22 protein-coding genes are annotated in these 17,142 nt (G+C 66.4%); 6 read left to right on the top strand and 16 right to left on the bottom strand.

Translation table 11 applies throughout. The features are described from left to right. Positions 1–7 precede the first annotated feature (7 nt). The 3 genes from QRN25_RS20100 to QRN25_RS20090 are packed head-to-tail and all read right to left on the bottom strand — an operon-like array spanning position 8 to position 2,956. Complete coding sequence (locus QRN25_RS20100; RefSeq protein ID WP_285021020.1) at positions 8–1,525, bottom strand: hypothetical protein; 1,518 nt, start codon at positions 1,523–1,525, stop codon at positions 8–10. After that, complete coding sequence (locus QRN25_RS20095; protein ID WP_271182086.1) at positions 1,522–1,914, bottom strand: GtrA family protein; 393 nt, start codon at positions 1,912–1,914, stop codon at positions 1,522–1,524. Before QRN25_RS20095 ends, QRN25_RS20100 begins: the two co-directional genes overlap by 4 nt. Before the next feature lie 10 nt (positions 1,915–1,924). Beyond that, a complete protein-coding gene (locus QRN25_RS20090; RefSeq protein ID WP_285021017.1) occupies positions 1,925–2,956 on the bottom strand; it encodes a glycosyltransferase family 2 protein in 1,032 nt (343 codons plus the stop codon). A 163-nt stretch (positions 2,957–3,119) separates the two neighbouring features. On the opposite strand from QRN25_RS20090, the gene QRN25_RS20085 reads away from it, so the two are divergent. Together QRN25_RS20085 and QRN25_RS20080 are read left to right on the top strand one after the other, a co-directional pair. Beyond that, positions 3,120–3,887, top strand: a complete 768-nt coding sequence (locus QRN25_RS20085; RefSeq protein WP_285021016.1) for a hypothetical protein — start codon at positions 3,120–3,122, stop codon at positions 3,885–3,887. A 21-nt stretch (positions 3,888–3,908) separates the two neighbouring features. Next, the gene (locus tag QRN25_RS20080; RefSeq protein WP_271182089.1) at positions 3,909–4,109 is read left to right on the top strand and encodes a hypothetical protein; all 201 of its coding nucleotides are present in this window, start codon (positions 3,909–3,911) and stop codon (positions 4,107–4,109) included. A 324-nt stretch (positions 4,110–4,433) separates the two neighbouring features. Here QRN25_RS20080 and ruvB read toward each other — a convergent pair whose 3' ends face one another. The 6 genes from ruvB to QRN25_RS20050 form a co-directional block, all read right to left on the bottom strand. Next, positions 4,434–5,462 carry a Holliday junction branch migration DNA helicase RuvB gene (gene ruvB / locus QRN25_RS20075; protein ID WP_285021015.1) on the bottom strand — a complete coding sequence of 343 codons (1,029 nt, stop codon included), beginning with the start codon at positions 5,460–5,462 and terminating at the stop codon, positions 4,434–4,436. Between the two features lie 13 nt (positions 5,463–5,475). Continuing rightward, positions 5,476–6,081, bottom strand: a complete 606-nt coding sequence (gene ruvA / locus QRN25_RS20070) for a Holliday junction branch migration protein RuvA (RefSeq protein ID WP_285021014.1) — start codon at positions 6,079–6,081, stop codon at positions 5,476–5,478. Positions 6,082–6,313: 232 nt separating this feature from the next. Then, positions 6,314–6,790, bottom strand: a complete 477-nt coding sequence (ruvC, locus tag QRN25_RS20065) for a crossover junction endodeoxyribonuclease RuvC (protein WP_008827993.1) — start codon at positions 6,788–6,790, stop codon at positions 6,314–6,316. Between the two features lie 4 nt (positions 6,791–6,794). After that, positions 6,795–7,145 (bottom strand): DUF3147 family protein, encoded by a 351-nt coding sequence (locus tag QRN25_RS20060; protein WP_285021012.1) that lies wholly within the window; start codon positions 7,143–7,145, stop codon positions 6,795–6,797. Between the two features lies 1 nt (position 7,146). Continuing rightward, a complete protein-coding gene (locus tag QRN25_RS20055; RefSeq protein ID WP_008827995.1) occupies positions 7,147–7,911 on the bottom strand; it encodes a YebC/PmpR family DNA-binding transcriptional regulator in 765 nt (254 codons plus the stop codon). Between the two features lie 104 nt (positions 7,912–8,015). Continuing rightward, positions 8,016–8,333, bottom strand: a complete 318-nt coding sequence (locus QRN25_RS20050; RefSeq protein WP_008827996.1) for a heavy metal-binding domain-containing protein — start codon at positions 8,331–8,333, stop codon at positions 8,016–8,018. Positions 8,334–8,428: 95 nt separating this feature from the next. On the opposite strand from QRN25_RS20050, the gene QRN25_RS20045 reads away from it, so the two are divergent. Continuing rightward, on the top strand, positions 8,429–9,145 hold the full coding sequence (locus tag QRN25_RS20045) for a CPBP family glutamic-type intramembrane protease (protein WP_285021009.1): 717 nt from the start codon (positions 8,429–8,431) through the stop codon (positions 9,143–9,145). Positions 9,146–9,211: 66 nt separating this feature from the next. On the opposite strand, the gene QRN25_RS20040 is transcribed toward QRN25_RS20045, so the two are convergent. Beyond that, positions 9,212–9,448: a DUF2312 domain-containing protein gene (locus tag QRN25_RS20040; RefSeq protein ID WP_008827998.1), complete on the bottom strand. Its 237-nt coding sequence runs from the start codon at positions 9,446–9,448 to the stop codon at positions 9,212–9,214. A 232-nt stretch (positions 9,449–9,680) separates the two neighbouring features. Here QRN25_RS20040 and sugE point away from each other — a divergent pair, with 232 nt between their 5' ends. Beyond that, on the top strand, positions 9,681–9,998 hold the full coding sequence (gene sugE, locus QRN25_RS20035) for a quaternary ammonium compound efflux SMR transporter SugE (protein WP_069708235.1): 318 nt from the start codon (positions 9,681–9,683) through the stop codon (positions 9,996–9,998). Between the two features lie 130 nt (positions 9,999–10,128). Here sugE and QRN25_RS20030 read toward each other — a convergent pair whose 3' ends face one another. Beyond that, positions 10,129–10,440 carry a DUF1244 domain-containing protein gene (locus tag QRN25_RS20030; RefSeq protein WP_285021006.1) on the bottom strand — a complete coding sequence of 104 codons (312 nt, stop codon included), beginning with the start codon at positions 10,438–10,440 and terminating at the stop codon, positions 10,129–10,131. A gap of 102 nt (positions 10,441–10,542) precedes the next feature. Here QRN25_RS20030 and pyk point away from each other — a divergent pair, with 102 nt between their 5' ends. Continuing rightward, entirely contained in the window at positions 10,543–12,027 is a 1,485-nt protein-coding gene (gene pyk, locus QRN25_RS20025; RefSeq protein ID WP_036526484.1) for a pyruvate kinase, read from the top strand. A gap of 192 nt (positions 12,028–12,219) precedes the next feature. Here pyk and QRN25_RS20020 read toward each other — a convergent pair whose 3' ends face one another. Together QRN25_RS20020 and QRN25_RS20015 are read right to left on the bottom strand one after the other, a co-directional pair. Next, positions 12,220–12,765, bottom strand: coding sequence for a sugar O-acetyltransferase (locus tag QRN25_RS20020; RefSeq protein ID WP_285021004.1), 546 nt, complete (start codon positions 12,763–12,765; stop codon positions 12,220–12,222). Positions 12,766–12,767: 2 nt separating this feature from the next. Further along, a complete protein-coding gene (locus QRN25_RS20015) occupies positions 12,768–13,430 on the bottom strand; it encodes a YggS family pyridoxal phosphate-dependent enzyme (protein WP_285021002.1) in 663 nt (220 codons plus the stop codon). On the opposite strand from QRN25_RS20015, the gene QRN25_RS20010 reads away from it, so the two are divergent. Continuing rightward, entirely contained in the window at positions 13,429–13,989 is a 561-nt protein-coding gene (locus tag QRN25_RS20010) for a thiamine phosphate synthase (RefSeq protein WP_271182096.1), read from the top strand. The genes QRN25_RS20015 and QRN25_RS20010 overlap by 2 nt on opposite strands. Here the strand turns inward: QRN25_RS20010 and QRN25_RS20005 are convergent. The 3 genes from QRN25_RS20005 to QRN25_RS19995 all read right to left on the bottom strand — a co-directional run bounded on the left by QRN25_RS20005 (position 13,986) and on the right by QRN25_RS19995 (position 17,074). After that, on the bottom strand, positions 13,986–14,753 hold the full coding sequence (locus QRN25_RS20005) for an enoyl-CoA hydratase/isomerase family protein (RefSeq protein WP_285021000.1): 768 nt from the start codon (positions 14,751–14,753) through the stop codon (positions 13,986–13,988). The genes QRN25_RS20010 and QRN25_RS20005 overlap by 4 nt on opposite strands. Position 14,754: 1 nt before the next feature. After that, positions 14,755–16,002, bottom strand: coding sequence for an acetyl-CoA hydrolase/transferase family protein (locus QRN25_RS20000; RefSeq protein ID WP_285020999.1), 1,248 nt, complete (start codon positions 16,000–16,002; stop codon positions 14,755–14,757). Positions 16,003–16,183: 181 nt separating this feature from the next. After that, positions 16,184–17,074, bottom strand: coding sequence for an HpcH/HpaI aldolase/citrate lyase family protein (locus QRN25_RS19995; protein ID WP_285020998.1), 891 nt, complete (start codon positions 17,072–17,074; stop codon positions 16,184–16,186). Between the last annotated feature and the right edge of the window lie 68 nt (positions 17,075–17,142).

The raw sequence follows: 17,142 nt of genomic DNA, 5'->3' as shown, positions 1-17,142 counted from the left end.
TATCCGATCACCTGGTTTCGGAGGAACGGCGATAGAGTACCGAATCGCCCGCACGCACTACCGGCTGCCATCCGCGCAGCGGCAGTTCGGGCGCATGCCAGACTACCCAGAGCCGTGGGATACCCGCAGGAACCCGGTCGACCGCTGCCAGAAGCTGGTTGAACCCCTGACAACTCTCGCCGACCAGCGCTCCAGTCGCCGCATCGAAGAAGGGGCCGGCGGCGGGGTTGTCGATGCTCATGAGCTGGCCGCCCGGCATCGCCCACTGGTCGTTGGCGAAAGCATGGCGGCGCATCATCGCATAGCTGGCGAGATGGACGTCACGCAGGCGCGCCTGCTGCTGGATGAAGTTGACGCAGGGCAGCGCAATGAAGGTCAGCAGTTGCGAGCCGCGCGGGATCTGCTCGACCACCGCCTGCTCCTCGCGGATCTGCTCGTCCCAGGCGGCCATGCTCACCGTGTTACCGACGAGGCGCAGGGCGGTGAAGGCGATCCCCGCGACCAGCAGCAGCCTCTGCCTGCCCGCGCCGAGGTCGATCGGACACGCGCAGATCAGCGCGAGGGCATAGATCGTCGGCGTCAGGCGCATGTCCGCGTACGCCGAGCCGTAGATCGTGCCCGGCATCACCATGAACAGCCCCAACAGCACAAGCGTCCCCAGTGCCAGCCCCTTGTGAAGCGCGAAACGCGGCGAGCGCCAGACCACGACGATCAGCCCCGCCAGCAGGGCCGCGCAGGCATAGTCCCACGCCTCCCACCGGTCGGCGAAGACGTTGATCAGGTGATAGAGCTTGATCCCCATCCGGAACCAGTTCTCGTTCGGCAGGTGCCCGGTCGGGTGCGGCCATGCCATGCTGGCAAGCTGCGGCACCAGCAGACAGGTGCTGGCGAGGAAGCCGCCGCTCAGCGAGGGCAGCAATCGCCCGGACCGCTCGAAACGCGCCACCAACTCGCAGCATCCAACGAGCACGCACAGCGTCGCCCAGGCTGCAAGGTGACACACCCATATGACGCAGGCGACAAGACAGAACACCAGCCAGCGCCGACGCGGATGCTCCGCCATCGACGGGCTGATCCACCAGGCCAGCGCCAGCGTGACGAGCGCCATCCCCAGCGTGAAGTTGAGGAAGCCGAACTGGAACGGGTTGCCCAGCGCCAGCGGCGCCGCGAACAGCACCGACATCGCCACGCGCCCATGCGCGGCGCGGGAAAGGCAAAGGTAGCCCGCCACCTGCAGCGCGACGATCAGGATCACAATGCCCTTCACCGCCAGCCTGAGGCCGACTATCGGCTCGAACACCCATGCCAGCAGGTCCGCGCCGAGGTTGGGCAGCAGGTTCCATCGAAAGCTGTACCACTGCGCCAGATCGGCACTGTGCCCGCCGTCCATCTGCACCATGTAGCGCGACATGTGCGCGGGCAGGTCGGTCAGCGGCGGCACCACCGGCCAGAGTAGCGGGACCACGGCCAGCAGCACCAGCGCCGCGCACCAGCGCAGCGGGATCGCCCCGGTTTGTGTAATCACCGGGCAGCCCGTCCGGGGGTGAACACGAAGTGGCGGGAGAGCAGGAAGAAGCACAGCGAATAAGCCGCCATCGCCGCGCCCTGCCCGATCAGGCTCTGCGCGAACCCGAGCCCGCGCATGAGTGTCAGCACGCCGAGATTGGCTGCATAGGACAGCGCGAACACGGTCAGGAAGCGCGCCACTTCCCCGGCCGCGACCGGCCCGCGTACCGAGAAAGACCAGACCCGGTTGAGCACAAAGGACAGGCACACGCCAACCGCATAGCTACAGGCATTGGCCGGATAGTCGCCTACCCCCAATCGCAGCAGCGCCCAGATGACCGCCAGCCCCGCCAGCGTATTGAGCACGCCCACCAGCCCGAAGCGCAAGGCGGCCATCATTGTCGTCATGTCCAGCGCGTCAGCCGCGCGGATCGAAGGCGGCGACCGTCAACGGCACCTGCATGACCCCGCGCTCGCTCGCCCGCGACTGGCTGCGAACCTCGCGCACGATGAACAGCGGCCGCCCCTTGCTCTCGATATAAAGCCGTCCGAGGTAGTCGCCGAAGACGCCGAGGATGATCAGCTGGATGCTGCCCATGATGAGCATCACTGCAATGATACTGGTCCAGCCGACGATCGTGCCCTCCTCGAACCAGCGCCAGATCGCCCAGGACAGCATCGCGAAGCCCGCAAGCCCCGTCAGCATGCCCAGATGCGAGGCAATCCGCAGCGGCACCGTCGAGAAGCTGGTGATCGCATCGAACGCGAGGCGTATCATGCGGCGCAGCGGATAATGCGTCTCCCCCGCCGCGCGAGCGGCGCGCTCGTAAGGCAGCGCGACCTGCTCGAACCCGATCCAGCTCACCATGCCGCGAATGAAGCGATAGCGCTCGGGCATGGCGTTTAGCTGGTCGACGACGCGCCGGGTCATCAGCCTGAAATCCCCGGTATCGACAGGAATGTCCTGCTCGGCGAGGCGATTGAGGAGCTTGTAGAAGACCGATGCGGTGCCGCGCTTGAAGGTACTCTCGCCATGGCGCGCGATCCGCTGGCCGTAGACTACATCCGCACCCGCCTCGATCCTGGCGATCATCGCGCCCAGCAGTTCGGGCGGGTCCTGAAGGTCGGCGTCGATCATCATCACGAGGTCGCCGCGGCAAACCTGCAACCCCGCCGTCACCGCCAGCTGGTGGCCATGGTTGCGCGAAAGATCGACGCCCAGCACGCGCGGATTGCGCTCGGCCAGAACACAGATCAGCGGCCAGGTGCGATCAGTGGAACCGTCATTGACGAGAACAATCTCGTAATCCTCGCCCACCTGATCCCGACAGGCAGCCGCAAGCCGTGCTTCCAGCATGAGGAGGACCGCCTCCTCGTTGTAGCACGGCACCACCACCGAGAGGCGTGGGCAGGTCCGCTCGGCGAACGGCAGGATAGGTTCCATCTTCATGAATCGGCCCCGCGAAACTCGGCTGTGCTTCGAGGAAGCCGTATTGACCACTTCTGGTTAACCGGCCGTAAAAGACGCTGATTTGCCGTGGGCATACGAAAAGGGCGAGGTCCGCGAACCTCGCCCTTCCACATAGGTCACCGCCTCTGGCGTCGCCCTCCCCGTGTTCGGATGTCAGGCAGTCCTGGCGCGGGCTAGTCGGCGCCTTCCGACGATCGCTGCGGCTGCGGCACCGAACAGGATCAGCATCGGCGGAGCCGGCACGTCGGTGCCGCCCGAAGTGGTGGTGGTCGAACCGCCCGAGGACGAGCTGGACGACGAAGAGGAAGACGAGGAACTGGAGCTGCTCGACGAGGTAGACCCGTTCGAGCCGCCCGAGGTCGAGGAAGACCCCGACGAAGACGAGGAGCTGGACGACGATCCGCTCGACGAACCCGTAGAGGTCGCTCCGCCGGAGGAATGGTCGTTACCGCCGCTCGATGAACTGGAGGATGAGCTGGACGAGGAACTGGAAGACGACGAGGACGAGCTGGAGCTGCTCGTGCTGGTCACGTTGCCCGAGCTGGTCGACGTGGTCGAGGTGATCCCGCCGGTGGTCGTCGTGGACGTCAGACCGCCCGTGGTCGTGGTCGAAGTCAGGCCGCCGGTGCTCGAACTGGACGTGGAAGTGACGCCGCCGCTGGTCGAGGTCACACCGCCCGTGGTGGACGTGACGCCGCCCGAAGTCGAAGTGACGCCGCCCGAAGTCGAAGTGACGCCGCCGGTCGTGGAGGTCACGCCGCCGCTGCTGGTCGAGGTGATCACCACGTTGCCGCCGCCACCGCCGCCGCTGCCTCCAAAGAAGCCGCCGAAGAACCCGCCGCCAAAGCCGCCGAAGCCGCCACCCCCGCCGCCGATCACCACCGGCGCGCCGCCACTGCCGCCCGAGTAGGACGGGCCGGGAGCGGGCGGCATGTATGGCGCGGGCATCGGCACCATCGCCATCTGCGGCTGGTCGCAGCAGGTCCGCTTGATGATCTTGCGCACGCGCTTGGTGGTGCGCGGCTGGTCCTTGCGGACGATGCGCTGGGCCGGGCGCTTCTTTACCGGAGCGGCCTTGGCCATCTTTACCTTGCGGTACTCGGTCTTCGCCGACTGCGTCTCGGCGACGTGAACGGCGCCGCCGCCGATCACGGCACAGCCCGCCGCACAGGCAGACAGTTTAGCAAGGGCCATCCGAACCGACATAACGCGTTGCTCTCTTTGTTTCGCACCGGAGGCCCGAAGGCCCTCTGGGGCTACCGTGCATCCATCTGCCAGAAACAACGCAGAGACACGTTAATGCGGCAATGTCATTCACCCGCAATTCACCGTCCCGATGCGGGAAACTCGGTTAATTTATCATTCTAACTCAGAGGGTGTACCGAAACGGGACTGTTGCTTCGGCGGGTTGTAAAGCAGACCGACGCTTTTGGGGCGAATGTGCCGCCTGGCGCACTCACCCTTCCGAATCGAACAACCCGCCCTGAGGACCGGCCGGAGGAGTCATGCCAAGGTGGCTCCAACCCCGATCGTTGAGGCAGCGCCCCCGTGCCGTGCGGGCGACGAGGCCCAACTGGATGAGGTACGGCTCAATCACTTCCTCGATCGTGTCGCGCGGTTCGGACAGTCCCGCCGCCAGCGTCTCCACGCCCACCGGGCCGCCCTTGTAGATCTCCGCGATCATCCGCAGATACCGGCGATCCTGCGCATCGAGGCCAATGGCATCCACTTCCAGCCGGGTGAGCGAATCGTCGGCGATCGCACGGGTAATGGTGTCCGATCCCGCCACATGCGCGAAATCGCGCACCCGCCGCATAAGGCGTCCTGCAACGCGCGGCGTACCACGCGCACGGCGGGCGATCTCGGTCGCCCCGCCTTTGTCGATGCCGATGCCGAGCAGACCCGCGCCGCGGCTGACGACCTTCTCCAGTTCCTCGACGGTGTAGAACTGCAGGCGCACCGGGATGCCGAAACGGTCCCGCAGCGGCGTCTGCAGTAGGCCCTGTCGGGTCGTCGCGCCGATCAGCGTGAAAGGTGGCAGGTCGATCCGCACCGAGCGCGCCGACGGACCTTCGCCGATGATGAGGTCCAGCGCGCGGTCCTCCATCGCCGGATAGAGCACTTCCTCGACCACGGGATTGAGGCGGTGGATCTCGTCGATGAACAGGACGTCGCCCTGCTCCAGATTGGTCAGCAGCGCGGCGAGGTCGCCCGCCTTGGCGATGACCGGACCGGAAGTGGCGCGAAAACCCACGCCCAGTTCGCGCGCGACGATCTGCGCCAAGGTCGTCTTGCCGAGGCCCGGAGGCCCGAAGAACAGCACATGGTCCATCGCCTCGCGCCGCGACTTGGCGCTTTCGATGAAGACGTGGAGGTTGTCCTTGGCAGCCGCCTGCCCGACGAACTCGGCGAGCGTCTTGGGCCGAAGCGCGGCATCGGCGTCCTCGACCTGGCGATTGGGGGAAAGAATGGGGTTGTCGGTCATTTACTGAAAAGCTCTATCCCGTCGCCAACTTCAGCGCCACGCGCATGAGGTCGCCCAATGCGGCATCCTCGCCAAGCTGATCGACCGCCTTGCCAACCGCCGTCGCCGCAACCGCAGGCTTGAAGCCAAGGTTCTGCAGGGCCGAGACGGCATCGGCGCTGGCCGAGCCTGCAGGTGCCACCGCCGCAATGCCGGGCGCTCCGGGCGCGGTGGGCATGCCGCCGGCTTTGTCCTTGAGTTCGTTGACAATGCGGCTCGCCAGCTTCGGCCCGACGCCGTTGGCCCGCGCCACCATGGCGCTGTCACCGCCCGCACACGCGCGCTGGAGTTCTTCGGTCGTCAACGCGGAGAGGATCGCCAGCGCTACCTTGGAGCCGACACCCTGCACCGCCGTCAGCAGGCGGAACCAGTTGCGCTCCGCCCCGGACGTGAAACCGATCAGGCGCTGGTCGGTCTCCGAAACCTGCATCTCGGTATGGACGACGACGCGATCCCCCCGGATACCGAGATGGTCCAGCGTGCGCGCCGAACAATGGACGAGGTAACCCACGCCGTTGACGTCGATGATGGCCCAGTCGGCGCCGGTGTCGTCGAGCAATCCTGTCAGCTTGGCGATCATGGTTTGTTCCTATGGCAGGAAGGGATTCGGGGCGCCAGAGGAAAAGAGAGGCAGGCAGGGGTTTACCACCCCTGCACCCCGTATAGCGTCGAGGGCACGCGCGCCGCTTCGTCATGTCAGACGGTGAGCCGGGAGACATTAAAAGCCTGCGGCGCAATGTGAGACCGCCGCTGCTGCGCGCGCGACGACGACAGTTTGGCGGGTCTGGGGCGATGGCCCCAGGACTTCCCTTTTATCTGTGACTACCAAGCATATTCGCATGGGTAATCGCCACCGCCAGAGCATCGGCGGCGTCCTCGCCCGCCAGTTTAACGCCCGGCAGCAGCACCATCAGCATCGCCTGTATCTGCGCCTTCGCCGCCCCGCCGGTGCCGACGATCGCCTTCTTCACCAGCTTGGTCGAATATTCCGCCACCGGAATCCCGGCGCGCGCCACGGACAGCATCGCGACCCCCCGCGCCTGCCCCAGCTTGAGCGTCGACTGCGGGTTCACGTTGACGAAGACTTCCTCCACCGCGCCGGTATCGGGTCGGTGCTGGAGGATCACATCGGTCAGCGCGGCGTCGAGTTCGACCAGCCGCTCGGCCATTCCGGCCTTGGCGTTGGTGCGGATCTGGCCGTTGGCGACGTGGCTGAGGCGGCTGCCGCTCTTGGCGACGACGCCCCAGCCCGTGCAGGTCAGGCCGGGGTCGATGCCGAGGATAATCATGGTGTCAGACCTTCAGCCCGAGCCGCGGCCCGAAATGCATCATCAGCGAATAGAGCACGATGGTCAGCACGCACCCGGCCAGCAGCGAGGCCCAGAACTCCAGGCCATTGCGCAACAGGACCGGCATCAGCAGGAACATCGGCAGCGAGGGCAGCACGTACCAGAACGTTGCCCCGGCATGGACCGCCATGTTCTCGGCATCCGGGCGGACCTGCCACAGCAGAATCATGCCGAGGACCGAGACCAGCGGCAGCGAAGCGACAAGCGCGCCCAGAGCGGGCAGGCGCTTGCCGATTTCCGCGATCGCCACGATGAGAACGCCCGAAAGCAGGGCGCGGGCGATCAGTGCCAGCATATCAGCCGAGCGTTTCCATGACCTCGTCCGAGATCTCGTAGTTGCCCCAGACGGTCTGGACGTCGTCGTCGTCTTCGAGGGTGTCGACCAGCTTCATCAGCGTGCTGACGGTGTCCGCGTCGACATCGACGGTGAGGTTGGGCTTCCATGCCAGCTTGACGCCTTCGGCTTCGCCCAGGGTCTTTTCCAGCTCGCGCGCGACTTCGTGGAGCGCATCGACCGAAACCCAGATCTGGTGGCTGCCAGGGTTCTCGTCGCCGTCGCCCATGTCGCTCTGCACGTCTTCGGCGCCCGCTTCGATCGCGGCTTCGAGGACCTTGTCCTCGTCACCCACGCTGCCGGGGTATTCGATCAGGCCGAGCCGCTCGAAACCGTGCGAAACCGCGCCCGAGGCGCCGAGGTTGCCGCCGTTCTTGGCGAACGCGGTGCGCACGTTGGTAGCAGTGCGGTTGCGGTTGTCGGTCAGCGCCTCGACGATGATGGCGATGCCGCTGGGGCCGTAGCCCTCGTAGCGCACTTCCTCGTAGTTCTCGGCGTCGCCCTTGCTCGCCTTGTCGATCGCGCGCTGGATGTTGTCCTTGGGCATCGACTGCGCCTTGGCCGCATTGACGGCGGCGCGCAGGCGCGGGTTCATGTCCGGGTCGGGCATGCCCATCTTCGCCGCGACGGTGATTTCGCGGCTGAGCTTGGAGAACTGCGCCGAGCGCTTCTTGTCCTGCGCACCCTTGCGATGCATGATGTTCTTGAATTTGGAATGGCCTGCCATCGGTCCGCTCGTTGCCTGCCCATGAGTCCACGGGTCTTTGCGATGAATGAAGTGGCGCGGGCCTTACAACAGGGGCACCCCAAAGGGCAACCGGAGTCGGTCTGCTACAGGACGACGGCAGTTCCGGAACAGCTTACCATCAGCATCGAACCGTGCGATCCGATCACCTCGTAGTCTATGTCCACGCCGACCACGGCGTTGCCGCCCAGCTTCTCCGCCTCCGCTTCCATTTCCTTCAACGCCTCGCGGCGGGCGCGCTGGAGGACTTCCTCGTACTTGCCCGAGCGACCTCCGACGATGTCGGTGACGGCGGCGAAGAGATCGCGCACGAGGTTGGCGCCGACGATGACTTCGCCAGTGACGATACCCAGATAGTCACGGACTGGCTGGCCTTCGACGGTGGGAGTGGTGGTGACGATCATCGGCGCGCTCTCCTTCGCTGGACCGCCAAGGTTGCACCGTCTCACGGTGCTGGCAAGACAACGAATTGGCAAGGAAATCGGGGATAGAACGAAGCATGGCGACCCGGATCGAAACAAGCTCCTCAGTACCCTCTGCCCTGCTGCGCGAACTGGCGAGCTTCGTCGCCCGGCCGCGCGTGCTTGCGCCCATCGGCCTGCGGTCGCGTGAGGCATGGCCCCGGCTGGCGCTGCTGACGGTGCTGCACATCGGCGGGCTGCTGCTGGTGATCCTGCCGCTGCTCGGGCTCTACCAGAAGACGATGGGCCAGCCGCTGCCCGACGCCTTCGACAAGCTGCCCGCAGGCTGGCTGCTGCCGATCACGATCGTGATCGCACCGGTGCTGGAGGAGATGATCTTCCGCGGCTGGCAGTCCGGACGCCCCCGCGCGCTATGGCTGCTGGCGTGCTTCGGCCTGTTCGCGGGGCTGGCCGTCATGGCGAAATCACTGCAGCCGCTGGTGTTGGCAGGATCGCTGCTGGCGCTCGTGGTCGCCGCTTTCGGAGGGTGGCTGTGGCTGCGCAAGCGTCCGACGCCTGCCATTTATGCGGCGGCTTATCCGGCGGTGTTCTGGCTGGCGGCGCTGCTGTTCGCAGGCGTCCATCTGATGAACTACCCCGCCATCTCCGCGCTCGCGCTACCGATGGTGTTGCCGCAATTGTGGGCAGGCGTGCTGCTGGGCTTCACGCGCCAGCGCATCGGCCTTCCGGCCTCGATGCTCCAGCACGGCTGCGCCAATGCCGCAGCCATGGTGCTGGTGCAACTGGGGAGCTGACGCCCCCACCACCACCCGCTACGCGGGTGGTTCCCCTCCCCGAGCAGGCTCGGGGAGGAATGAAGATCAGTCGATGCCGAGAGCCGACTTGTAGGTGTCGAGCAGCATGTCCATTTCGCGGCGGTCGTCGGGCTTCATCTTGCGCAGGCGCACGATGGCACGCATGATCTTGACGTCGTAACCGACGGCCTTGGCTTCGTTGTAGACGTCGCGGATATCGTCCGAGATGCCCTTCTTTTCCTCTTCCAGGCGCTCGACGCGCTCGATCAGCAGGCGCAGGCGATCGTCGGTGGTTTCGGCCATGGGGGTACGTGCTCCGGTAAATGCTGGTGAATCGGTTGGCGGCGCTGATAGCGAGACAACAGGATTCGGGCAAAGCGCCCCCCTGTGGAAATCATGTGGAGGACGCGCAAAGGGTTGCCCCCAAAGCCGCACTTTCCTATCTGGCCAGTGCGCCGACCACGTTCGTGCGTCTCCTTCGACGGAGCTTCAAGTCCGGGACGGCCCGGGAATCGCCTCATAAGGAGATTGCCGAATGCCCTGGGTTCTTCTCGCCATCGCCGGCCTGCTCGAAGTGGTCTGGGCGTTTTCCATGAAACAGTCGGAGGGCTTCACGCGCCTGTGGCCCAGCGTCGTGACTCTGGCCGCGATGCTGGCGAGCTTCGGCCTGCTCGCCGCCGCGATGCGGTCCCTGCCACTGGGCACGGCTTATGCCGTGTGGACCGGCATCGGCGCGGTGGGCGCTTTCGCGGCGGGGATCGCGTTCATGGGCGAATCGGCGAGCGCCATGCGCCTGCTCGCCGCCGGACTGATCCTCAGCGGGATCGTGCTGATGAAGGTGGCGACGCCCTGACAGGCAGGCTCGTCGTCCCGGACCTGATCCGGGACCGGTGACTGTCTTTAGGTGAGAGATCGCAGCGCGCGCAGCCCAGTGGGCCGTTCACGGCCGGCGGTCCCGGATCAGGTCCGGGACGACGTAAAGGTCAATGCTTCCCGCCGTTCTTCTTCAGGCTCTCTTCCATCCGCGCGATCTGTTCCGGCGTGGCTTCGCTCTGGTGCTTTGCCTTCCATTCGTCGAACGGCATCCCGTGGATCACCGCGCGGGCGGCAGCCTTGTCGCCTTCGTACCCCGCATCGCGAATCCAGTCGGCCAGGCAATTGCGACAGAACCCCGCCAACCCCATCAGGTCGATGTTCTCGGCATCGTGGCGCTGCTGGAGGTGGCGCACAAGGCGACGGAACGCGGCAGCGGCCACGGCGTCATCTATCGTATCAATGTTATCCTTGCCGTTCATAATCGCACCGATCGTCCTTGGTTTGTCATCAGGCCTTTGCCATATGGGGCCCAGTTTCCGGAAGAGGCAGTAAACTTGGTCAGCACCATTCCTTCGGGCGCCCTGAACGCAAATGGGCCCTATCGTCGTTCCCCCCACCATCGCGGCATCAAGCGCCAGCGCAAGGTAAAGATCCTCGCAACGCTGGGCCCGGCAAGCCGCGACAAGGAGACGATCGCCAAGCTGCTCAAGGCCGGCGCCGACGCCTTCCGCGTCAACATGAGCCACGGCGACCACGACACCCACCGCGAGACGATCGCCAACATCCGCGCGGTCGAGAAGGATCTGGAGCGCCCCGTCGCGATCCTGTGCGACCTGCAAGGCCCCAAGCTGCGCGTCGGCCAGTTCGAGGGCGGCAAGGCCTTCCTGCGCCACGGCGCCCACTTCACACTCGACCGTGACCCGACCCCGGGCAACGACGAGCGCGTCTGCCTGCCGCATCCCGAACTCTTCGGCATCCTCCAGAAGGGCCAGCGCCTGCTGATCGACGACGGCAAGCTGCGCCTCATCGTCATCCGCGCCGAACCGGACGCGATCCTGTGCAGCGCCGAAGTCGGCGGCCCGATCTCCGATCGCAAGGGCGTCAATATTCCCGATGCACTGATCCCGATCCCGGCCCTGACCGAGAAGGACCGCCGCGACCTCGCCTTCGCGGTCGAGCAGAAGGCGGACTGGATCGGTCTCTCCTTCGTCCAGCGCCCCGAGGACGTCGCTGAAGCGCGCCGCCTGTCGGGCGGCCAAGGCGCGATCATGGCCAAGATCGAAAAGCCCGCAGCCGTCGAGAGCCTCGACGAGATCATCGAGCTGTCGGACGGCATCATGGTCGCACGCGGCGATCTCGGCGTGGAACTGCTGCCCGAGGAAGTGCCGCCGATCCAGAAGCACATCATCGAAAAGACCCGCGCGCTGGGCAAGCCGGTCGTCGTCGCCACGCAGATGCTGGAATCGATGATCACCAGCCCCTCGCCCACCCGCGCCGAAGTCTCCGACGTCGCGAACGCGGTCTACGACGGCGCCGACGCGGTCATGCTCTCGGCCGAGACGGCAGCGGGCCAGTGGCCGGTCGAGGCGGTGACCATCATGGACCGCATCGCCGCCAAGGTCGAAAGCGACACGACCTATCGCGAACGCATCCACCTCACCCGTACCCCGCCCGACGCGACCAGCGCCGACGCACTGTCGGAAGCCTGCGCGCAGATCGCCGATACCCTAACGATCGAAGGCATCGTGGTGTTCACCGGCTCGGGCGGCTCGGCCCGCCGCGTTGCGCGCGAACGCCCTGCTGCGCCGATGCTGGTGCTCACGCCCTCGCAGCCCACCGCACGCCGCATCGCACTGCTGTGGGGCGCACACGCCGTCGTCACCCGCGACATCGGCAGCTTCGAGGAGATGATCGCCAAGGGCAAGCGCATGGCCCTGCGCCACGGCTTCGGCGCGGCCGGATCGCGGCTCGTGGCGCTGGCAGGCGTGCCGTTCGGCGTGCCGGGATCGACCAATCTGCTGCATATCGTGACGCTGACCGGCAACGAACTGGATACGCCGAAGTAAGAAGGAAAAAGGGGAAAATCTGGGGCCATCGCCCCAGACCCCGTTACTGTCGTCGCCGTGCGTGCAGCGGCGTCAGGCACATATTGCGCCGCAGGCTATAAGTCTCCCGACGAAGCGTCAGTGCGTAACGAAGCTACGCGCGCGACCTCGACGGTATACGGGGTGCAGGGGTGGTAAACCCCTGCGTCTCTCTCACCTTTTGCCTTTGGCCGGACTTCCCACGACCGTAGCCCCAACCGGCACGTCGCGCGTCACTACGCTCCCCGCACCGACAATCGCGTCATCTCCGATCGTAACGCCCGGCATGATGAGCGCCCCGGCGCCGATCCAGACATTGCGCCCGATGCGGATGGGCACGCCCCATTCGAGGCCGCTCGCCCGTTCGACCGGATCGCGTGGGTGGTCCGCCGTCAGGATTTGCCCGCCCGAGCCGATCTGCGTTCCGTCGCCGATGGTCACCTCCACCACGTCGAGGATGACGCAATTGAAGTTCAGGAACACCCCGCGCCCCAGGCTGATATTGTAGCCATAGTCGCAATGGAACGGCGGCCGGATGGTCGCCCCTTCGCCCACCGCGGCGAAGCGTTCGCGCAGCAGTGCATCGCGGTCGGCAAGGTCGATGGTGCGGTTGTACGCGGCCATCCATTCGGCTGCCGCGCGCTGGTCGGCAACGATTTCCGGGCAGGATGCGCGGTAGGGCTCGCCCGCCAGCATCTTCTGCTTTTCGGTGCGCTCCATTGTCACGCGCGCTTGCCGAACAGTGCGCTGCCGACGCGCACTTGTGTGGCGCCGAGCAGCACGGCGGTCTCGAAATCATCGCTCATGCCCATCGAGAGCTGGTCGAGCCCCCCATCGGCGTTATTGTCGGCCGCGATCTTTGCCAGCAGCGCGAAGAACGGCGCCGCCTCGATCCCGGCGGGGGGCACGCACATCAGGCCGACGACGGGAATGCCCGCTTCCCGCGCCGAAGCGAGGAGCGCGGGGACATCGGCGATGGCGCAACCGCCCTTCTGGTCCTCCGCACCGATGTTGACCTGGATGAAGCACGGGACCTTGCGGGCCGCCTTTTCCATCGCCTTGCCCAGCGCCGCGACCAGCGAGGGGCGATCGACGGAATGGATGCAGTCGAACAGCGCGACGGCATCCTCCGCCTTGTTCGACTGAAGCTGGCCGACAAGGTGCAGCTTAACCTCGGGATAGGCCGTGCGCAGGGCGGGCCACTTCGCCTCGGCTTCCTGCACGCGGTTTTCGCCGAAGACGCGCTGACCAGCGGCGAGCAACGGCTCGATCGCCTCGGCGTCGTGGGTCTTGGAGATGGCGATGAGTTCGACCGCCTCGGGCTTGCGTCCGGCGATCTCGGCAGACCTGGCGATGCGGGCGCGGATGTCTTGTAGCTGATCCATGGCGCGCTGCTATAGCGTCCTCGTGAAGAACCGCCAGCCGTCCCTTCCCAAGCTCTGGCTTATCAGCGATGCCCGCAACGATGCGCGGCTGGAGCATGCACTGGCGCGGCTCCCGCGCGGGTCCGGGCTGGTGTTCCGGCACTATCATCTTTCGCCCGAGGCGCGGCAGACGCGGTTCGACGCACTGCTCAGGCTGGCGCGCCGATACGGGCATCGCACGGTGCTGGCGGGAGATATTGCGCTGGCCCGTCGCTGGCGGGCGGATGGGGTTTATGCCTCGCCCGAAAGGCTGGGCCGCAAGCAAGGCATGCTACGCTTGGCCACCGTCCATTCGCTGCGTGAGCTGGCCATCGCGCATCGGACCGGAGCAGACGCGCTGCTGGTTTCCCCGGTCTTTCCAACCGCTTCGCATCCCGGTGCACAAACACTCGGCGCGGTGGGGCTGAAACTGCTCTCCGCACGGGCGCGGGTTCCCGTCATCGCACTGGGCGGAATGACGCGGCACCGCGCCCGAACCGCGCGGATCGCCCGCTGGGCCGCGATAGACGGCCTGACCTAGCGCCCCTGCCACACGGGCTTGCGCTTTTCCGCAAAGGCCCGCGGCCCTTCCTGCGCGTCGTGCGAGTTGTAGGCATGCTCATGCGCCGCCCGCGCCGCCGCCAGCGCGGCCGAGCGTCCCATCTCGGTCGAGAGCATCACCGTCTCACGCGCAGCCTTCACGGAGAGCGGCGCGCCTTCCAGCACTTCGCGCGCAAGATCCAGTGCGGCATCCAGCACCGCTTCGGGCTCGGCAAGACGGTTGACAAGGCCGATCTCGTAAGCGCGCTCGGCGCTGATCGGCTTGCCGGTCAGCACGATCTCCATAAAAATGCGCTGCGGAATCATGTGGATCAGCGGGGCCGCCCATGGGCTGCCGCGCCCGACCTTGACCTCGGTAATCGCGAACTTCGCAGCGGTGGAGGCCACGCACAAGTCGCAGGCCTGCGCGATCATCCAACCGCCCGCGAACGCGACGCCATTCACCGCGGCGATGGTCGGCTTCGACAGTTCGATGGTGTCGTAAGGCAATGCGTACATGTCACGCGGAGGCACGGCCATACCGGTCTCGACCATCTCCTTGAGGTCGCCCCCGGCACAGAATGCCTTGTCACCGCTGCCGGTGAGGATGGCGATGCGCAGGGCGTCATCGGCCTCGAACTGCGCCCATGCCGCCCGCAGGCCCTCGCGAACCTCCCGGGTGAGGGCGTTGCGCTGCTCGGGGCGATTGATGGTGATGACGGCAATGCCATCCTTGCGCGCATCGAAAAGCACGGCCTCCTGCATGTCAGAACCCCCTTCTGGCGATCTCGAACGCCTCACGTTCCAGCCCCTCGCGAAAATCCGGATGCGCCACCGTAACCAGCCGCCGAGCGCGTTCGGCCAGGGTCTGGCCCTTGAGCTGCGCGGCCCCGAACTCGGTGACCACTACGTCTACCTCGCTGCGCGCACTGGTGACGGGACCGGAAAGCGCGGGCACGATCTTGCTGATCGTTCCGCCTTTTGCCGTGGCCGCCAGCACCATCAGCGAGGCCCCGCCCGGCGAGCGGGCACCCGCGCGCACGAAATCGACCTGCCCGCCGGTGCCGCCCATGTAGGCCGCGCCGGACTGCTCGGCATTGACCTGCCCGGTGAGATCGACTTCCAGTGCCGAATTGATGGTGACGAGCCGAGAGAGCTGCCCCAGCACCCCCGCGTCGTGGGTATAGCTGGTCGGTGTCATGCGGATCGCCGGATTCCCTTGCGCCCAGTCGTAGAGCCGCCGCGTGCCGATCAGCGCGCCGTTGATCGAGACGCCCCGGTCGATCTCCTTGCGCGCATTGGTCAGTACCCCCGCCTCGGCCAGATCGACGAGGCCGTCACCCAGCATCCCCGAATGGACGCCGAGGTCGCGCCGGTCGTGCAGCAGCCGCAGGACCGCGTCGGGCACCGCACCCACGCCGGTCTGGATCACGCAGCCGTCGCCGATGAATTCGGCGCAGAAGCGCGCGATCGCCTCATCAGTCGGACCGATCTTTGCGGGCATGACCTCGACCGGCATGCGCGAGACCGGCACCGCCACGTCGATCGCGCTGGCCGGGATCGTCTCGCCGGGGACGAAGGGCACTTGGTCGTTGACCTCGGCGATGACCACGCGGGCCTTGTCCACGGCGGCGCGCACGTAGTCGGAAATGAGGCCGCAGGAGTGCTCGCCTGCCGCGTTGGCAGGGCTGACCTGGATCATCGCCACGTCGCAGCGCATCACGCCTGCGGTGATGAGCGGCGCGACCTGACTGACGTGGACCGGAATGACGTCGAGCGCGTTCGCTTTTGCCATCACGCGCAGCGCCCCGATCGCGCCCATCGACGAAAGGCGGAAGGCGGATGCCGTTTCAGGCGTGAACAGGCCGGAAAAGCTGGTGGCGATGAAGGCGTGGAGATCGCCGATGCGCGCGCCCTGTTCGGCCAGTGCCTCGACCAGCGTGGTCGGCTCGCCGCAAGCCTGCCCGAAGACGATGTGGTCGCCGGGCCGCAAGTATGTGGTGAGGTCGATCACGCCCTGGCCCTCTCTGCTGCGTCACCCTGAACTCGTTTCAGGGTCCATCGCGCCGCAAACGCCGCACCCAGAGCAATATACCGCCGCCACCAAGTAGTGACGCGAACCTCCGGCACTGACTGCGCGATGGATCCTGAAACAAGTTCAGGATGACGATGTGAAAGAAGGCCGGGGGTGCGCTTCACGATCTTCCCGCCTGCCGCAACAGACGCTCGGCCCGCGCAAGATAGGGCCGGTCGAGCATGCCCCCCTTCCAACCGATCGCGCCGACGCCGGGGTTGGCGGCGAAGACATCGACGATCTCCTGCGCCTCGGCGATCTCGGCCTCGGTGGGGGTGAAGGCCGCGTTGATGACGGGCACTTGCGCCGGGTGAATCGCCATCATCCCCCGGAAACCGTCGCGGCGAACTTTCTCGGCGCGGGCCTTCAGGGCTTCGAGATCGCGGAAGTCGGCGCTGATCGTCTCGATCGCGGTGACCCCGGCCGTCGCCGCGCCCAGCACCGTCAGGCTGCGCGCCAGTTCGTAGGTGAAGGAATAGGAACCATCATCGTTGCGGTTGGACGAGGCGCCGATCGAGTCCGAGAGGTCCTCCGCGCCCCAGGTCAGCGCCACCACGCGCGGGGCGCCCTTGTAGCTGCCGGTGTGGAACATCGCCTCGGCCGTCTCGGTGATGAGGACGATGACGGGGGTGGAGCCTTCCTCGATCCCGTTCGCCACTTCCAGCGCGGAAAGGCAGTGGTCGAGCTTCTCCACGTCCGCCCGCCCGTAGACCTTGGGCAGCATGATGCCGCCGGGATGCGCGGGCATCACCGCCGCGAGGTCCGCCAGCGTGTGCGGCCCGTCGAAGGGGTTGATCCGCACCCACAGGCGCGCGCGCTGCTCGGGGTGGGCCTTGATGAAGTCATGCACCAGCGGGCGCGCGGCCGCCTTGGCGTCGGGGGCCACGGCATCTTCCAGGTCGATGAGGACGATGTCGGCCTCGCCTTCCATTGCCTTGGTCATCTTGCGCTCGCTGTCGCCCGGCGCGAAGAGCCAGGAACGGGCGGTGGCGGGGGTGTGAACCGGGGTCATCGTCTCTCCAAATTCGTCATCCCGGCGAAGGCCGGGACTGCTGGCCGGGGCCAGCCTTGCTTGCGCCG

It is taken from the genome of Novosphingobium sp. fls2-241-R2A-195, assembly GCF_030209485.1.
GTDB classification, from domain to species: Bacteria; Pseudomonadota; Alphaproteobacteria; order Sphingomonadales; family Sphingomonadaceae; genus Novosphingobium; species Novosphingobium resinovorum.
Note: the sequence above shows the minus strand (reverse complement) of the source record. Positions and strands in the feature narration are given on the sequence as shown.